Raw genomic sequence first — 17,888 nt, 5'->3', positions numbered from 1 at the left:
TAACCATTCATTCATAACTCATCCTTATTTTCATTATTAAATAAATACAAATATTTCAATTTCTTATTTCTGGCTAAATTGATATTTTCATCATTTAAATAAATAAACTTAACAACCTCCCCGCTCATCAATCTCTTCACCTCATCAAAGGACTTCACCTTATACCGAGAACTTATAATCAAATCTCCGTCCTCAAAAGGTACCTTCTCCTTATCGTTCCTTTGCGATGATTGCCATGATAAAGGCAATATTTTTCTTATTCCCAATACCTTGCAGACCCCGGGACCATCACCATACCAACATCTTTCATATGCACCCGGAGAATCATTACCAATTTCTCTTCGAGTTTCCGAATTAAAAAATGCACATCCAGCTCCGTTAGCCAAGCTCACATTCTTTTTTATCTGTCGATAAAGCTGTCTTCTGCTATTTGCATAAATTAAACAGAATTCCTCATCAATAGAAAAATCCTTCTGCTGTTTATTATCTTCCGCAGCTAACATAGTACTAACCATATCAATCACAAACCACCCCATTACATCATCTCCATTGCTTTGGCCAGATAATCATTACCATAATCATAATAATCCAACTCTACCTCATCGCCCTGCGCAAATCTTGCCGCATTTTTCAGACTATCTGTATAAAATAATGAATAAGCCAGTTCACAACCACTATCTGAAACACCATCTACTTTAGTTGTTATCGAACAAAATTTTCTAGTACCAAGTAATACTTTCCTGACTTTCTTATGCAGCCGAATAATAATTTGTTGATTTTGCTGCTTAAGAAAATCTATTTTTGCCATTACCTTTTCCCTGAGTTCATCATTATCCCTAAATTTAAAATAGTAGTATTCCTCTTCCAGAATAAATTCACCTTGTTCTTCCAATCTTGTTCCATCTTCTACAATCAAATAAATAAAACTTACTGAGCCAGCTTCCATTAATACCTCTCAACACCATAGTAAACAAAACATGTTTAACTTAAAAATCATGCCAATCAATTTACCAATCACGCCATCCATTTACACCTGAGCATCTTATTATTACAACATCAGCAACTACCATAGCCTATTTTCTTAACTGGCACATACTTTCACAAACAGCACATACAAACAGATACCAGAACAGCATCTTCTTAATAATTTCAGATATATACCAAATATATCCATTGCCACTCTAAATAGCTATCTCAATAAAACTAATCAATATCACTTAGTTCCGGATATTGCTCATATATCAGGTCTAAAATATTTATCTGAAGTTCCCCGATTGTCATCCCCAAAGCTCTTTTCAGCATTTTATATTCAGCTTCAGATAATTGCCCCTCAGTTTCCAGAAGCAATTTAGACAATAACCTGACTATCTCCATTGATACATCATTTATCCTAATCGCCGTAGCCTTTTGTATAATAGATGCCCCACTATTCAAACCACGATACTAACCAGAAAAATCAATTAAAATATAACTGCCCACCAGAAAATCGTAAGACCCAACATAGCCATTCACTTGGCAAAATCAACTACGTATTTAACCTTTACCATAAAGCTCATCAATCAACTGATTGTATTCTAAATAATAATCTCTAAACCTTTCCTTATCATACAAACGTTTATATAGATATGTTCTTCTGTAAATTGCATATAAAGTATCTTTTCCACTATAGTTATCCATTTCCCAATCTTTAATGTCTATTTCCCATTGTTTGAGTGTAAATAATTGAATTTTTTCATAGTCAGACAAAAAATTTAATTTTTTTATTAATACAGTTTCTCTCAACCGTGCAATTGTCATATAACGATAAATATATTCATTACTCAGTTTATTCTTATCCAGATCAGTCTTAAATTTTTCATTTCTTAAAATCCTAAATCCATGCCGAGCCAGACAATAACGATGAGGACTTTTCCAGTCAACAGGTCTACCTAACTGCTTCAAATGTTTATCAGCTCTAATAACACATTCCTTCTTATCCGGTTTTTCAATATAAAAGTCAAAAAAAGAATAAGTCTCAAGAGTATCTAATCTATAAACAACAATAGTGACCTTAATGCCATTATCAACATCGTCTACATCCATAGTATATGCTTCAAAATATTCATTTATTCCTACACGAATGAGTACTAAGTCAAAATATTTGTGATTTAAATATCTATTACACATGCATCACTCCATTTATTTACAAAGAAAATCAATTAAAAATAACACAACCCATTACAATAAATAGTTATATAAGTAATTCTACCCTATAACATAAAACCATCCTGCTTAACTGGATTAATATCTGTTGCATATAAACTTAGCTTAAAATCCACCATTTAATAAACCAACTATCAAATCTATAAATAATTATTAAACATAGCTAATATAGAACAATATCATAAAAATTATTTAATAGCAGATTATTGACTAGCCTTTGAATCTAAACTACATAAAAATCTTAATTAATCTAGTTCTTTTGGTTTAAGATGTGGGTGTCTGATATATATATTTTAAAACATCCCAATATATAATACTCATCAATTCAGCAACAACCTTACGATAAGCAATAAATTCGTTTTCAGAACAACACCCTTGTACCTGCAATAATGACTCATCTAACTCACGTGTTGTCTTTAAGAGCAAATCACTAATATTTTGAGCAACTACTTGATTTTCTATCATATAAGTACCCCTTAGCAGTCATTGTCTTTTCAATGCTTTTTCAATGCTTTCTTCCACAAATCCAAAACTTAAATCCATTATTTCCACTGAGTAAAGCTTCTTCCAAACACCTTTCTCAGCCCATCTCCCTAACTATACAGCCTCATTGCTCTTCAAACTCTTCGCAATTCTCCTCGTCCCCATCAATAAAACCATAATATAAAACAAGCTCCCTCCCAGTCCAACGGCAATACCCTTTATCCCCCAATCACTATCGGTTTTATAGCACTGCCTACAGCCTCTCCTATTACCGCGTCTGTTACGCCACAGCTAACTGTTCCCACACCAGACAATACCAAGGTATATCCAGCTTTGTTTAATCTTTCTCCCACAGCGATACCTAACAGCACTACTAGTCGCAGCATCCATTACAGATATCACTTTAGCACCTCATTCAGCTCCCTGTGTATAACCTCTTTTAGATTTATTTAGTACACAACCCCCAATACGATAAACCATATAGCCCGTACAACAGCAAACTCCCATCTGCATAACCATAAGTACTTATTCTATCTGCCAACCCTATCGTATCACTCTGGCTTTATCGCCCAGTCAGCACATCCTAATCACGAAATGAATCGTATGCCCTCCGGTCGCTGCATCAGCGTAGAGTCCCAACAACTATCAGCTCATCATTATCAGATTATTTGCATCGCTATTGATTTTTCAGCTCCGTTCTCCATTACCGTTTATCGCCAGTTACAGCGTGCCCAGCAGGCCAGTTATCAGGTAATGAAGCTGGTTTCAGTGTCTTACTTTCGCCCAGATTAGCCTGCCACAAGAGGCAGGCGACCCAGCCACTGTCTGGCTTCCAATCAAACATTACCCACATTTTGCCATTCTGATCCAGTCCAGCTATTAGGTCATCGCTGTCATAGATATAGTAGATGCTCTCGCCGTTTACGGTTATACTGATTCTCCGGCCATACGAGTCGCACCGGTAGCTGGCTATTTCTCCGCTGGTATTGCTGACTTTACTCAGTCGCTCTGCGGCGTTATAGCTAAAGTTTCAACTTTAAATTAAACATTTAAAAATATCTCGCAATATAATAAATAGCGGGATAATTATATTTAATTTTTAACTAAAAAATACATCCCTTTAATCTATTAAAACCTTTTTCTTTCTAATAATTTAAACTCAGGGTTTGGTTCAGAATAATGAATTAAACCGGCAACATCAGTATCTACCATTATTCCAGTTTTACATATATCTATCCATGATTCATAATTAAATTCAGGAAGATAATCTTTTGAATCAAAAGAACATAATACTATACCATTCATCCCTCCTTCTAAACTAAGTTTATCTCCCGCCTTTATTTCATCACCATTTGGATAATTCACTTTAACTCCTTACTTAAATAAATTTCAATTAATAGTAAGCACCTAGCAATCCAGCCAATAATAAAACCAAGCCATATATCACTTTTATTCTATCATTCTTATCCAATCCTATGGCTTAGAATCAGCTCTGCTTAATAAAATCAAGTCGTAATCAGGATATGAATAATGGACTAACCCACCACCATATGTTTTAATCATAACCCCCGATTTACATACATCAGTAAATGATTCGTACTCAAAATCAGGAAAATATTCTTTTGTGTCAAAACAACATATAATAATTCCTTCAAGTCCTCCAGCAAAAGTGACTACATCACCTAATTCAACTTTTTCACCAGCAGCATAATCCATATATTTTCCTTAATTAGCCCATATTTTCATCAGATATTGACCTAAATGATGAGAGTAGGTAACCACCTCGTCATTCAACCCTATCCAAAACCTTGGATATATCATCCTTTCTACACATCATAATCACAGAAGCAGTTGTATAACAGTCCCGCATCTGCATCTTTGAAAAGTACAATCTCCGAAAATAACGACACTACCAAGTTCTGCTGTTTATAATTAGAAAAGATTAATTAAATCACACCACTAACCAAATTAAGCCCATATAACTAAATTTCATAAATAAAATCTTAATTAACTCTTAATTCAATCTTAAAACACTTCCAGATGTAATTTAATCCATAGGTTGTCAGAAAAGCCAGTAGCATCGCCAGCAGTATATAATCAAAAGCATATAATCTGGACTTTATAGGTATTATGTGATTATTCACAACTTGATAAGTAGACCAGACAGTTCTCTCAGGATCTTTAAATTCAGTTTCAATTTGATGACCATTTTCGATTTTCTTTATACTATATGAAAAACTTGACGGCGTATCATCACCAGCATCCCATTCCTTACGATCAACTTTCTTTTCAGAAATAAAAGAATAATCTTCTTTTTGAAAATCCTTAAGCTTACTTAACTTTAATGGATAAAAAGTCTCTTCATCAAACACAACTATAGTAAAATCATCATGTAGAGTTTCCTTATCAGCATATCCCATATCGTAATATGAAATTAAACATAAAAAAATCTTTATCAGTAAAAAAAATATTACAAAATTTATTGTATAAATTTTTAGTTTCTCAAAAAAAATATACATTATCTTCTTCATATTTCATCTCCAAAAAAACATAGATTGCAAAAACAACCTAAATTTAAAAATTAATGATAGCTTTATATTAAAATTCCACTGACAAACTTCGATTACCAATTCAAATAATCCACGCAAACCAAACCTTGAACTAATTAGAAATAAACGGCTTTTAATACATTTTGCCGTCTTCCTGAATACTAATTTTGCTTTGGCTTTAAACCATTACAAATAGCCCAGCCTCTTTTACCAACCCCGTATATAAAAATAAACATTCCTGAAAAACTATCATAACCATAGAAAGATAATCTCAACATCCAATCGCTATCCACATCCCCTCCTACACATGGAACCAACGTATTTAGTACCAACATTTCCACCTCATACTAAATACCTGATACTTCCTCGTAAAAATCACACAACGTGGACTAAAGCACTGATCAGCACGTTCTATTAATAATTTAAATTTTCCCCCTCTCTGTCTCAAATACCCTTCGCCTTATCATTTTTTTAACCCAAATAAATTGGTAAATTCTATGGGATTCGCAACCACACAGTTATCTGCCATTTAACCCTATCGCATCACACTGGCTATATCACCCAGCCCACATCATAATCACGAAAGTAATTGTATGCCCGTCCGGTCTCTGCATCCTAGCAGAACCCCAATTCCTACCAGTTCATGATTATCAGGCTATATGCATCACTATTAATTGTCCAGCTTGATTTTCCCTCACAGTTTAGTCCCAGTTGCAGCATACCCAGATTGGCCAGTTATCAGGTCTTAATAGCTGGCCTTTTTCAGATTCAGGTTTTCGCCCAGATTAGCCTGCCACAAAAAGCTGATACTTGCCCAGTTGCCGTCTGGCTTCCCACCATACGTTACATGCATTTTGCCGTTCTGCCCTAGTCCGTCTGGCAGGTCTTCGTTGCCATAAAGATAGTAAGTAGTCTCGCCATTTACAGTTTTGCTCATACACCGGTATTGGTAGCTATCCAGTTTACTGGTGTCGTTGCTGCCTTTACTCAGGCGTTCGGCTGCGTTGTAGTTGTAGCTGAGTTTTTTATTGACACTTTCTTCTGTAGACAGTTGGCCGTTAGCGGTATGGTTCAGGCTGATTTGCTGTTTGCCTTCTGCCCATTTGATTAGCTGATTGAGGTTGTTGTACTGGCACTCGCCTACCTGCTGGACACTGCCGATATCGTTATCGATAGCATCATTGCTGTAATTCTGTATGGCGTGCAGATAAATAAGCTAACCAGTCAGTTCCACTATTAGTCCCGCAAATTGATTTTTCTCCATTCAGCAATGTCACTTGCTGCTACTCATTATCAACATAACCTTAACTATTTTTTTGTAATTGCTTCAATAAGCTTTTTGCCTCATAAATAAGATCGACAGTTGATGTTTTACTTTTAAGAACTTGCTTAAGCAATTTTTTTACCCGCCGATTTTCTTTAGCAGAAATATTATATAATTTTGCCAATAACAAAGTAGCCCTATCACTACCATGCTTTTTTGCTTGCTTTAAATAAGCACAATATAAATCTATTTTTTGAGTATCCCTATATAAAAAAGCCAAATTTATTAAGCTATCCACACCACCTGCACGAATTGCTTTTTTGTACCAAAAAATACTAATTTTATAACTAGCCTCAACACCTAAGCCATATTGGTATATTTTTCCTAAATAATCCATCGCTGTATAACTTTTATTTTCATTAGCTAATTTTCTAAATTGCTTACAGGCTTTTTTATAATTTTCTAAATTAAAATTTATTTCTGCACCAATCAGTTTCTCAAAAATTTTATTATTTAATTTTATAGGCTTGCCTAATCGTACATAAGTTTTAGCAATATTACCCTTTAGATCAATATTTTTTAAAATATAGCGCGACTCTTCCAAAGCATACTCAGAAACATTCTCACTATTTAAAACCAGATTAAGTAATTCTCTTACCCTTTTATGTTCCTTTTTACTTATATTATACAATTTGGCCAAATCCAATGCGGCCTCATCATCTCCCTCTTTTAAGGCTTGGGATAAAATATATTTCGAGGCTTGTAAATCTCCCATCTGCCGATAAGTTACTGCAATATTTGACAAAAGTATATTATCTTTTAAATTTGCATTTACTTCCCAGATTAATGTTTTATTCAAATCCTGACGCAGAAACTCAGAATTACCACACATACGACCTATTTCCCACATACCAGAAGCCACCTTATTTCTGGCTAGCATATAGTTGATAGAAAATGATTTTTTATAATTTTTTTCAGTCTCAGCCTTAGAGGCAATACTTTCAAGCTTACTTAATTTTTTATCACCATAAATTTTCACAATAAACTCCTTTTATCTATTAAGCTGCCATACGCTGATTATAGCCTGACATTCCTGACGTAAATATTTACTCAATATACCAACAGACACTCCAGTTGTGACAATACCTCCGGCTACACACCATATGGTTCTATTATCATTTATATCACCCACCTGCAGCTGCGACAATCCACAATATAATTACTGTTTAAAAAAAGATGGCGACAGTTTTCCATTACCGATGTCCAACTTGTAATATCCTTAATCAAACAGAATCCAAATTATCATCTCACTACCCATTAAAAAAGCCTATGAGCTTATATAACCATCCCCCCTGACAAAATCATTGCCATATTTAATTTTCACCATAAAGCTGATCTATTCCTTTATTGTATTCTATATAGTATTGTTTAAATTTTTCTTTATCCAATAATCTTTTATACAAATACGTGCGCCTATGAATATTAAATAAAATATCTTTTCTACTGTAATTACTTAATTCCTTATCTTTTAGTTTTATTTCCCAATCTTTCAAAGTAAATAATTGGATTTTTTCTTCATCAGACAACCTATTTAATTTCTTTATTAATGCAGCCTCTTTAAATTGGGAGATTAGCGTATAACGATAAATATCATTGCTATTTAGCTTATTTTTCTCTAAATCTATTTTAAATTTTTCATTTCTTAAAATTATAAATGCATGTCGAGCAATGCAGTAGCGATGCGGCTTTTGCCAGTCAACTGGTCTACCTAACTGTTTAAGATATTCTTGTGTTTTAATATACCATTCTTCTTTGTCCTTTTTATTCTTATTAACAGCTTCAATATAAAAATATGAATAAGCCTCAAAAGTATCCAACCTAAAAACTACAATAGTGATATACAGATTGTTTTTTTGATTGCCATCCTCTACATCAATAATAAAAGATTTAAAGAATTCATTCTCTCCTGGGCACAATCCTAATATGTCCCAGTGACGATGACCTATTAAATTTTCACGCATCAATTATTCCTATCTATAAAAAACCAATTATTAAACTTGATAAGTGCCAATATATTAGAATTTTTATTCGCCTATTACCTATATAATACTATTACTATCTTAAGTTTCTCTGGCCTTATTTCGATACAAGTATATTAACCGTAAATTCTTTATTACTAGCACAGAACTGACATAAAGAATTATGTTGCTTGTTTTATCTTCAATCAGCATCATCGTATTCAATACCGCATAGAGAGTCTTGCAATATTATAAATTATCAGCCAATCCTCGGTTACCTTCCCTGCTTGTACCAGATTATTAAGAAGATGCTGCTAAAAACATCCATTGCTATATAATAAAAAACCATCACTAAAAGATGATAGAAATCTTTCTGACTAAATTGTAATATTTCTCTTATTTATAATTGACTTACACAAAAGGTTTATCACAAACGAATGTCATTATAGATAGACTATCAATGCTGTATATAGATAAATAGCAGTTATATGGCATCTTAGATTATATCTATTCTTACATGCTGTAAAGTGAATTTCTTCTACTCTGTATAAATTTATTATTTAATTTTTTATCTGTGCTTTAACTGCAAAGGCTTTAATATAATCATCAAGCGTTGAAATGCTCTCCAAATCGATTGATTTGTTTAATGCCTTTTCTCGTTCTCTAGCAATATCAGTTAAATTTTCCAGTTTGGGATGATCTACAATAATTTGTAATATCCCCATCTCAGCCAAACAATCTTCTGGCCTCAGATAGCCGGGAGGGATATCAAAATTGGTTGCAACTTCATTCCATAACTCTAAGACACTTATTTCAGATAGCTTATAATCTATATAAAAGGCCAGAATCTCCTGATCACTTAAATATTCTCTTGTATCCTGTAATCCTTTTAAATATCTTTTTAGATAAATTGAATCTATAAATTTAAACACTATTAGACCAAAAATCAGAAATATAATTGAAAAAATTATCATCATGTGAGTACTATTTTGTATATAAACATTTATCCAAGCTACAAGAGGTACTACAACCTATTTCCACACCAAATAAATACCAACCTATGCCAACTAAAGGCCTGATAAAATCTACTAGTGTCCCACAAATTACTTCCTATTCATGTTTTACATCATCCCGAATTATAAACAAAAATATTTGGCAAAAGTGATGACACATTTTGATATCATTGTTTATTCAAAAATACATCTAAAATACCCTTTCAATATTTTCCATTTAATTTTTTGCTATTTATATATAAAACTCAATTTTCAAGGCTTTTAGGTTAACTCACTATATTTTGGTCAATATCTCCTGTCAGATAAAACTCATTAAAAGCTTTTCTGACTAGACTAAAATTTTCGCTTATAGTTCTATTATCCCATAAATCACCTTGTAAACTTATCAATCCCGAGGCGCGTGTACCGTCCCAAAAAGTTCTTACTTCTACGCCATCATCAACTTCCGGATTTGATTTTCCAAACATAACCAGATATTTCTGATTTTCAGCATAAAGCGTTAACCTAAAAGGAATATTACCCTCCTCTTCATTTTGTTCTAAATAAAGAACACCACTATTTAATACAAATAAATCCAGAGAATTATTTATATCTTCTATTGTAGGGCTACGATTAACTATACTTTTATCATAATCATATATCCTACCATAAAACGTTCCATTGAATTTAAATCTATTTATCATTTTGCAGTCTCCGTTATCTTAAATCTTGCCATAGCAGCTTGCCATTCATATACTATTTTATAGGCGATTTTAGACTTTGCATATTTCGTCAATAAGTTAAGCTTTGGTGTTTGAGCCATTGCAGGCATATCCTTTTGATAATAAGCACAAAGATCCTTTCCTTTTACTTTCATAGTTATGGAATAGCAACACATATTCAAACAACAAAATTAAGGGGGAGCTGTTTGCTAAATTCCACGGGAGGTAAATAGTCTAACGATGAATGCTACCATTGGTTGTACTAATAAGCATCAGCCACAAAGGCTTGTTGTGATTATTAGATTGTCAAAAATTTTCCCCTTTAACAAACCCTGTATTATACTTTTAAAGGTAGCTTCCGCCACCGTCTTGTCATACAGGCATCCTTTTTACTCAGCAAGCGTTGAATATCAAATATATTGAAACATTATCTGGTAACTAATTATCAACCTCTTCAAAGCTTTATCATTCTAAGGGATAGTTACAAATTAAATCCGTTAGATAAGTTTTCTATGGAAAAATAAACCCAGCTTTAAGCTGGGATTAACATCTCAAAAAGTTTATGAAAACTCATCTTTTAAACTTTTTAATTTATTATTTATAGATAAACGATATGATTACTTATAGCATAATCAAAGTGTTTCTATTGACATTCCTTTATTCTCTTATACAAAAACTCTAAGAAATTCTGTGCATAAAATAAAGACTCATCGTTTGACCAATAAATATATATCGGACATTCATTGTTTTCATATTTTGTATAATCAAAGAAAAATACACCATCAATATCCGAATGGCATATTATCAATTGTTTATCTGTTGTAAGTTTATTTCTTAAATTTATAATATGATTACAAACTATATCTTCACCATATAATATATCGGTATTAAAATTATAGGAGTTATAGTAATCAAAATTTTCATTAAGGCTAAATATTTCTTCTCCACAGATTTCTCCGCCCACATAGTTATTTAAAAACCATTTGTATGAATCAGTGAAAGGTAGACCAAGAAAATCTTCTGCTTTTTTTATGTGCAGTGCACTAACTGCATCTTCGGCTGTTCCAAAGTCAACTAAATTCTGATTTTGTTCAATTAAACTTATTACATCATTTTTTGATATATGCTTCATCATTTTACCTTTGATAATTTTCTACTCTTCTTTCCAATAACTTTTTCTCCAGTTGTCAAATTTACTTCAATCAATTGGAGTTGGCGATTAAGTATTGTAATTCATATGCAAGGCCTTGTGATTGTTTTGATGACTTTAATTCACAATACACACGTTTATGATTCCATTTATAGCCGAGCTTTCTGATGCGATTAAAACACTTTGGAAAGCCCCAGCGTAAATGCCTGTCAGTGATAGCACTGAGTACTGACACAATCACCGAGTCATCCGGTAATTTAGGTTGATAATAGTAAGCACAGCGGCTTAAGCCAACAATTGCGCAGCTCATAGCAATAGTCACAGAATGACTTTCTTGTAATTGCACAGCCCAAGCTTTATGTGCCTTGGTAGGCACTAGAGCTTTTTTATGATTTCCTCCTGAAGCTGAGATTTTAAACTGAGCTCGGCAAACATTTGCTTAAGCTTGCGGTTTTCAGCCTCTAGCTCCTTTAAATGTTCGATATCGGAGGTTTCCATACCACCATATTTTCTCGCCATTTATAAAAATTCTAATTGCCGATGCCATATTTACGGCAAAATTCTTTGACAGGAATACCGGCTTGAGCTTCTTTTAAAATAGATACGATTTGATGTTCAGCCATCTTTTTCATGTTTAAATCCTCTGTGGGTTAATGAAGAGAATTTTCTACTTCAGAGCTGTACTATTTTAGGGGATAGTTACAATTACTAAATAATTGATGAAATCTGTCTAATGAGTTTTTGTGTAAAAAATAATCCCGACTTTAAACCGGGATTAACATCTTAGAAAATTTATGAAAGTTTATCTTTTAAATTTTTTAATTTACTATTTATAGATAAATGATGTGCTTATTTTAAAGCATAATCAAAGTACATCTATTGACATTCCTTTATCCTCTTATACAAAAATTCTAAGAAATTCTGTGCATAAAATAAAGACTCATCCTTTGACCAATAAATATATATTGGACATTCATTGTTTTCATATTTTGTATAATCAAAGAAAAATTCACCATCAATATCCGAATGACATACTGCTAATTGTTTATCTGTTGTCAGTTTATTTTTTAAATCTATAATATGATTGTAAACTATATCTTCACCATATAATATATCGGTATTAGAATCATAGGAATCATAGTAATCAAAACTATCATTAAGACTAAATATTTCATCTCCACAAATTGATCCGCGAGCATAATGATTTAAAAACCATTTGTATGAATCAGTAAAAGGTAGCCCAATAAAATCTTCTGCTTTTTTTATATGCAGTGCACTAACTGCGTCTTTGGCTGTTCCAAAGTCAACTAAATTCTGATTTTGTTCAATTAAACTTATTACATCATTTTTTGATATATGCTTCATCATTTTACCTTTGATAATTTTTTACTCTTCTTTCCAATAACTTTTTCTCCAGTTGTCAAATTTACCTCTATCAATTGGAGTTGGTGATTAACTATTGTAATTCATATGCAAGGCCTTGTGATTGTTTTAATGCATGGTGCCAGATACTATACCATTCAGGCTTTAAGACAACAGACATACGTTCACGGATTGGCCATCTTTACCTTTAGGAACTCTTCCATAAGCCATTCTGTTCAGATTAAAACCAATATCAATTCTTCCTTTATCAAGCCAACTTGATTGAAAATCACGGTTTAATAAGTCATTACGGAGATAAACCTTATTTCCTTTAAAATCTATCGGGTCTTGTATCCAGTATTTTCTTTGTTGTTAAGTAGGTGCTATTTCTCCTCAACACACAAATCAATGATTCCTTTTTTTCTTGCCAAACCTTGCCTACTGTCTAAATAACTACCAATCCAATCCCCAAGTTACTATCCAATTCAGTAAGTTATATAACACTCATCAATCTGGTCTATATCATATTTATCTTTTATCGAGTTAGTAAGCAAAACTGATATTATCTTCGGTTAATAGTGCATCGCCCATTCCTCCCAGAAAATCACTAGCGACTTAATAGTCCCCCTATAAAAAAATCCCAGCTTTTAAACTGAGACTTGATATTAGTTCTATTGATCACTTAAAACCTTAATAATTATGGACCATTCCATTTGAGCTCTTTTCTCAACTCAGGTGGTACTAAGGCGAATAATTTCTTAATTCTTTCAATTTATTCCACGTAACTATATGATAAATCATAATTATAATTATCATAATAATACTTAGCGTTATAATTTAAAAAAATAAATCTTTCGAATCTATACAAGAGTTTGCTCCTACAATATTCCACGGTAAAGTATGTGCTAGCTCGGCTTCAAAGTAACTTGATTTATCCCTAGCTTTTACAAATGGATTACGGGATTGAACATTTCTGATAGTATATAGTGCTATATTTAGCATCTTAGCATAAATCATAACTTTATCTGTCATCTTTTTTTCCATTCGGAGAATAGTTAAACATTACTTAGTGAGTTATTATATTTTCCTATTACCTATTTTCAAATATCTTTATCTATATATTTATTTTAATAAATTACCAATAATATTAATATATTGAATAACACTTATTAAAGGAGTAAACTTTATTTTTTTAGATATTTAATAATCTTAAATCCCAATCCAACTAATAACCACGGAATACAACCAAAATCAATTAAAAATCCTGAATAAGCGTATTGGTTATATGGATCAGGCAATTTTGATATGCCTACATATAATAATATTCCTCCAATAAACAGCCCATATGATGAACTTTTATTTTTTAAAATATCATTATTAATAAATATCAACCAATTCATACATGAAATATACAGTCCAATTACAATGATAAAAGTATTTATCAAAACCATAATATTAACACCCACGATTATCTAACTTAGATCTGATTTTCTGGTAAGCAGCTCCAGCGGAAGCACTCTTGCCTGCATCTAAAATCTACCTGAAACACTTGGATTATAAATTTTTGATTAAAGACGAATCCTTTCCAAAACCCATTAAAAAACTAGATTTTGGAGGATATCTTAATGCATTAGATGGCACAATAAAAGATTATAATAATTTTGCTATTTTATTAGTTGGTGAAATTAAATCCCATTTAAAAGATAAAATATAGTTTTTCAATGTAGCATTTCCCTTCATTACCCAATTGCTTACCCTCAGAAAATCAATTATTTTCTCCATTGAAATATAGCAGGATAAATATGGTGGTATGGAAACATTAGATATCAAACGCTTAAAGGAGCTGGAATCTGAAAACTGTAAGTTTAAGCAGATGTTGCTGAGCTGAGTTTAAAATCCCAGCTTCAGGAGGAAATCTTAAAAAAGCTATAGTGCCAACCAAGGAACGCAAAGTCTGAGCTCTGGAGTTACAAGAAAGCCATCTTGCTACTATTACAATGAGTTGCTCTATTGTAGGCCTAAGCCGCTATGCTTACTATTATCAACCCAAGTTACCGGATGATTCAGTGATTATGTCTGTACTAAGTGCTATTACCGATAAGCATTTACGCTGGGGCTTTCCCAAATGTTTTAATCGCATCAGAAAGCTTGGCAGTCATCAGTGAAATCATGTACGGGTGTATCGGGTGTATTGTGAATTAAAGCTTAATCTTAGGGTAAAGCGTAAACAACGCATTCCTCCACGAAGCCCAGAAAAGCTATCAATACCGAGTAATTCAGGTGAATGCTGGTCAATGGATTTTATAAGTGACAGCAGTCGCAATCAACGCAGGTTTAGAACCTTCAATGTGATAGATGACTTTAATCGTGAGGCGCTAGGCATTGATATTGCAGTCAGTTTGCTTGCTGGCAGGATTACCCGTTATCTGGCTAAACTGGCCGAATATCATGGTTATCCACTAAAAATACGAGTAGATAATGAACTGGAATTCACCGGAAACACCTTTACTAACTGGGCAAAATCACATGGTATAACTATAGATTACATCAAACCCGGCAGCCCATATCAAAATGGTTTTATTGAACGATTTAACCGTACCTATCGTACAGAGGTACTGGATTTATATCTTTTTAATAATCTGCAACAGGCAAGGAAGGTAACCGAAGAATGGCTAACCATTTATAACACTGAAAGACCTCATGAGGCACTAAATAATATGATGCCGATTGAGTATAAAACACTAAAACAAGCAGCATGATTTTCTATGTCTGTTTTGTACTAACTATGGGATATTTACACCACCTACATAACCATAGGTATATATTTCTCCAGCCAATCCTATGGGATCACTCTGAATATACCGTCCAGTCTTGACATTGTAACACGTAAAGAGTTATATGACAGTCCAGTCTCTGTATCATAGTATTGTTGTGAAAACCACAGATTCATGGTTATCTGGTTGTTTGCATCTAGTTCACTGTTGCCAGAGGTATCGCTATGGAATGCTGTCAATTGTTGCAACTGTATTCAATATCGCTGCCCAGTATCCTAATTTTTTTAATCAGGTTATTGTTCTAAGCGTAGAAGAAGGAAATAAATCAAAAATATTTATAAAAATTTAATGACTATTATATGTTTACTAAAATTTCTATCATATGTGAATATTAATTTATTATTTATACTTTAATTTTATCGATTAGTTTTTATACTATTCTATTTTTTGCATAAATTAGGAGCTATAGTATGCGCAAACACAAGTATATATCTGTTTTTTGCAGATAATTCACCTATAACATACCAATTCTGGCGTGGCTCTTTCCAAATATTATATTCTGAATACATACACCACCCTCTATCTATTGTTTTATCGATTTTCTTTAATTGTTCCATTTGAATACCATTTAAATATAATTGTTCTTTGTTTTCTATTTTATTATTCAAGGTAAAATAAACTTCAAGTACATTTGTTTCAACATCAGTTTTAACATAAATATTTCTAGATTCTTTTGGAAAGTTTTCTGGTAACCAGCTATTCAAGCCATCATCAGGTAAAATATCTGTATATTTTTCATAATATGAAACTTTTGTTGAATCCAAAAGATTACATCCATAAAGAAAAATCCATATAAACATAATAATTGTATATAAAATTTTATCATTATAAATATCCCTCATTTTCTAATACTACAATTATTTTCTGAAGATTAGGATTAATAAATTTCTCATACCTATCTAGACAATTGATGTTAACAGGACAATTTAATCCATAATCGTTTACTTTTAGATACCCATTTTAATCTTTAACCATTTGCTTGTGAGAAAACCTTTTATCCAACCCATAAATTCCAACACGTCCTTTTAATATAATCAAAATTTTCTTTTATTCTAGCATACCATTTACTCAATTTATTACTTGCATCCTTATCCTTTGAGATTCAATAGAATGCCATGCAATGAAAAAATAGATCTAATGAATCTAATTAAAGTCTTTTCATACCATTCAAAATAAGACGACGTACCTTGAAATATCCCTTCCAGTTCCTAAGTTAGTTAATACATCATTTTCATCTACTATATAATAATTTCTTTATCCCAGTGAATCAATAATTTTTAATGTATCACTATTTACATCACCACAAATATTTATTCCACCCGTCAACCTATCGGATCACTCTGCATATACCCCCCCCAGTCTTCGCATTGTAATCACGGGAATAGTTATATGACAGTCAGGTCTCTGTATCATAGTATTGTTGTGAAAACCACAGATTCATGGTTATCTGGTTGTTTGTATCCAGTTCGTTGTTGCCAAACGCATCGCTATTGATTTTCCATCTCTGTTTTCCATGGCTTTTTAGTGCCAGTTATGAAGTGCACAGATGGTCGGTTATCAGATAGTGATAGCTGACATTTTTCAGGCTCTGGCCTTCGCTCAGGTTAGCCTGCCATAAGAGGCTGGTGCCCAAGTCGCTGTCTGGCTTCCAACCATACGTTACACGCATTTTTTCATAAATCAAAAAGCATAATGATTTATGAAAAAAAGCTTTAACAATAAAATCATTGTTAAAGCTTCTAATTGAATTTTGATGGATATATTTGCAAGCAAAGTCAAGTTTTATTCCTCAATAAGTATATTTTTATATTTATCTACAATATCTATAACGGCTTCTAAACAAATAATTTTACCATTAATTGAACCACTTTCTAGACTAATTTCATAACCACTTACTTTCTCTGGATTATAATATATATTATTTTTAAAAGGCCCTTCCATTAAAATGTTATCTAGATTTTTAATTAGTATAAATGAATGTAGCAACCCTCAAATCCTTCACCGTTCTCAATATCACCACTGTAGATGGAAAAAATCTTAACATCTTTACATATTATTTTTCCCATAAATTCGCCTTAATTATATACCCTGAATAATTCTAAAGAAAAATCACAACCATATTCTATAAACTCAGCCGCACCTAGACCAGTATTGTAAATACCCCATAGTTAATACAAAACAGACGTAGAAAATCATGCTGTCTGTTTTAGTGTTTTATACTCAATCGGCGTCATATTATTTAGTGCCTCATGAGGTCTTTCGGTGTTATAAACTGTTAGCCATTCTTCGGTTACCTTTCTTGCCTGTTGCAG

24 protein-coding genes are annotated in these 17,888 nt (G+C 32.5%); 4 read left to right on the top strand and 20 right to left on the bottom strand.

The genetic code is table 11. The annotated features are described in order from the left end of the window. Positions 1-11 precede the first annotated feature (11 nt). From MJ764_RS09335 to MJ764_RS09320, 4 genes are all read right to left on the bottom strand, one after another. Complete coding sequence (locus MJ764_RS09335; RefSeq protein ID WP_239326395.1) at positions 12-536, bottom strand: hypothetical protein; 525 nt, start codon at positions 534-536, stop codon at positions 12-14. Then, complete coding sequence (locus tag MJ764_RS09330; protein WP_239326393.1) at positions 536-946, bottom strand: hypothetical protein; 411 nt, start codon at positions 944-946, stop codon at positions 536-538. The genes MJ764_RS09335 and MJ764_RS09330 overlap by 1 nt, the downstream gene beginning before the upstream one ends. 587 nt (positions 947-1,533) lie before the next feature. Then, positions 1,534-2,166, bottom strand: a complete 633-nt coding sequence (locus MJ764_RS09325) for a hypothetical protein (protein WP_239326391.1) — start codon at positions 2,164-2,166, stop codon at positions 1,534-1,536. A 300-nt stretch (positions 2,167-2,466) separates the two neighbouring features. Continuing rightward, the gene (locus MJ764_RS09320; protein ID WP_239326389.1) at positions 2,467-2,667 is read right to left on the bottom strand and encodes a hypothetical protein; all 201 of its coding nucleotides are present in this window, start codon (positions 2,665-2,667) and stop codon (positions 2,467-2,469) included. Between the two features lie 612 nt (positions 2,668-3,279). Between MJ764_RS09320 and MJ764_RS09315 the strand changes: the two genes are divergently transcribed. Continuing rightward, positions 3,280-3,477: a hypothetical protein gene (locus MJ764_RS09315; RefSeq protein WP_239326387.1), complete on the top strand. Its 198-nt coding sequence runs from the start codon at positions 3,280-3,282 to the stop codon at positions 3,475-3,477. Positions 3,478-3,813: 336 nt separating this feature from the next. Here the strand turns inward: MJ764_RS09315 and MJ764_RS09310 are convergent, their stop codons facing one another. The 12 genes from MJ764_RS09310 to MJ764_RS09250 form a co-directional block, all read right to left on the bottom strand. Continuing rightward, the gene (locus tag MJ764_RS09310) at positions 3,814-4,050 is read right to left on the bottom strand and encodes a hypothetical protein (RefSeq protein WP_239326385.1); all 237 of its coding nucleotides are present in this window, start codon (positions 4,048-4,050) and stop codon (positions 3,814-3,816) included. A 108-nt stretch (positions 4,051-4,158) separates the two neighbouring features. Next, on the bottom strand, positions 4,159-4,401 hold the full coding sequence (locus MJ764_RS09305) for a hypothetical protein (protein ID WP_239326383.1): 243 nt from the start codon (positions 4,399-4,401) through the stop codon (positions 4,159-4,161). Between the two features lie 287 nt (positions 4,402-4,688). Continuing rightward, entirely contained in the window at positions 4,689-5,216 is a 528-nt protein-coding gene (locus tag MJ764_RS09300; RefSeq protein ID WP_239326381.1) for a hypothetical protein, read from the bottom strand. Positions 5,217-5,979: 763 nt separating this feature from the next. Then, on the bottom strand, positions 5,980-6,171 hold the full coding sequence (locus tag MJ764_RS09295; RefSeq protein WP_239326379.1) for a hypothetical protein: 192 nt from the start codon (positions 6,169-6,171) through the stop codon (positions 5,980-5,982). Positions 6,172-6,538: 367 nt separating this feature from the next. Beyond that, a complete protein-coding gene (locus MJ764_RS09290) occupies positions 6,539-7,537 on the bottom strand; it encodes a tetratricopeptide repeat protein (RefSeq protein ID WP_239326377.1) in 999 nt (332 codons plus the stop codon). Positions 7,538-7,871: 334 nt separating this feature from the next. After that, on the bottom strand, positions 7,872-8,519 hold the full coding sequence (locus MJ764_RS09285) for a hypothetical protein (protein ID WP_239326375.1): 648 nt from the start codon (positions 8,517-8,519) through the stop codon (positions 7,872-7,874). Positions 8,520-9,076: 557 nt separating this feature from the next. Beyond that, positions 9,077-9,493 (bottom strand): hypothetical protein, encoded by a 417-nt coding sequence (locus tag MJ764_RS09280; RefSeq protein WP_239326373.1) that lies wholly within the window; start codon positions 9,491-9,493, stop codon positions 9,077-9,079. 302 nt (positions 9,494-9,795) lie between these two features. After that, positions 9,796-10,212: a DUF6911 family protein gene (locus MJ764_RS09275; protein WP_239326371.1), complete on the bottom strand. Its 417-nt coding sequence runs from the start codon at positions 10,210-10,212 to the stop codon at positions 9,796-9,798. Further along, complete coding sequence (locus MJ764_RS09270; RefSeq protein WP_239326369.1) at positions 10,209-10,385, bottom strand: cytidine deaminase-like fold-containing protein; 177 nt, start codon at positions 10,383-10,385, stop codon at positions 10,209-10,211. The genes MJ764_RS09275 and MJ764_RS09270 overlap by 4 nt, the downstream gene beginning before the upstream one ends. A 488-nt stretch (positions 10,386-10,873) precedes the next feature. After that, positions 10,874-11,365 carry an SMI1/KNR4 family protein gene (locus tag MJ764_RS09265; RefSeq protein ID WP_239326367.1) on the bottom strand — a complete coding sequence of 164 codons (492 nt, stop codon included), beginning with the start codon at positions 11,363-11,365 and terminating at the stop codon, positions 10,874-10,876. Positions 11,366-12,256: 891 nt separating this feature from the next. Beyond that, positions 12,257-12,748: an SMI1/KNR4 family protein gene (locus MJ764_RS09255; RefSeq protein ID WP_239326363.1), complete on the bottom strand. Its 492-nt coding sequence runs from the start codon at positions 12,746-12,748 to the stop codon at positions 12,257-12,259. Positions 12,749-13,579: 831 nt separating this feature from the next. Next, complete coding sequence (locus MJ764_RS09250) at positions 13,580-13,774, bottom strand: hypothetical protein (RefSeq protein ID WP_239326361.1); 195 nt, start codon at positions 13,772-13,774, stop codon at positions 13,580-13,582. A gap of 487 nt (positions 13,775-14,261) precedes the next feature. Between MJ764_RS09250 and MJ764_RS09245 the strand changes: the two genes are divergently transcribed. The 3 genes from MJ764_RS09245 to MJ764_RS09235 all read left to right on the top strand — a co-directional run bounded on the left by MJ764_RS09245 (position 14,262) and on the right by MJ764_RS09235 (position 15,501). Then, entirely contained in the window at positions 14,262-14,456 is a 195-nt protein-coding gene (locus tag MJ764_RS09245; RefSeq protein ID WP_239326359.1) for a hypothetical protein, read from the top strand. A gap of 283 nt (positions 14,457-14,739) precedes the next feature. Next, the gene (locus tag MJ764_RS09240; protein ID WP_239326357.1) at positions 14,740-14,907 is read left to right on the top strand and encodes a hypothetical protein; all 168 of its coding nucleotides are present in this window, start codon (positions 14,740-14,742) and stop codon (positions 14,905-14,907) included. 12 nt (positions 14,908-14,919) lie between these two features. Further along, positions 14,920-15,501: an integrase core domain-containing protein gene (locus MJ764_RS09235; RefSeq protein ID WP_338053845.1), complete on the top strand. Its 582-nt coding sequence runs from the start codon at positions 14,920-14,922 to the stop codon at positions 15,499-15,501. A 455-nt stretch (positions 15,502-15,956) separates the two neighbouring features. Here MJ764_RS09235 and MJ764_RS09230 read toward each other — a convergent pair whose 3' ends face one another. The 4 genes from MJ764_RS09230 to MJ764_RS11660 all read right to left on the bottom strand — a co-directional run. Continuing rightward, the gene (locus MJ764_RS09230; protein ID WP_239326353.1) at positions 15,957-16,340 is read right to left on the bottom strand and encodes a YbbD-related protein; all 384 of its coding nucleotides are present in this window, start codon (positions 16,338-16,340) and stop codon (positions 15,957-15,959) included. Between the two features lie 767 nt (positions 16,341-17,107). After that, on the bottom strand, positions 17,108-17,245 hold the full coding sequence (locus tag MJ764_RS09225; RefSeq protein WP_239326351.1) for a hypothetical protein: 138 nt from the start codon (positions 17,243-17,245) through the stop codon (positions 17,108-17,110). Between the two features lie 113 nt (positions 17,246-17,358). Beyond that, a complete protein-coding gene (locus MJ764_RS09220) occupies positions 17,359-17,517 on the bottom strand; it encodes a hypothetical protein (protein WP_239326349.1) in 159 nt (52 codons plus the stop codon). A gap of 251 nt (positions 17,518-17,768) precedes the next feature. After that, positions 17,769-17,888: integrase core domain-containing protein (locus tag MJ764_RS11660; protein ID WP_420853947.1), on the bottom strand; the 120-nt coding region annotated here is incomplete at its 5' end.

Origin of the sequence: Snodgrassella gandavensis, from assembly GCF_914768025.1 — a bacterium.
Lineage (GTDB): Bacteria > Pseudomonadota > Gammaproteobacteria > Burkholderiales > Neisseriaceae > Snodgrassella > Snodgrassella gandavensis.
The sequence above is the reverse complement of the archived record's forward strand: the minus strand, read 5'-3'. Positions and strand labels throughout refer to the sequence as shown.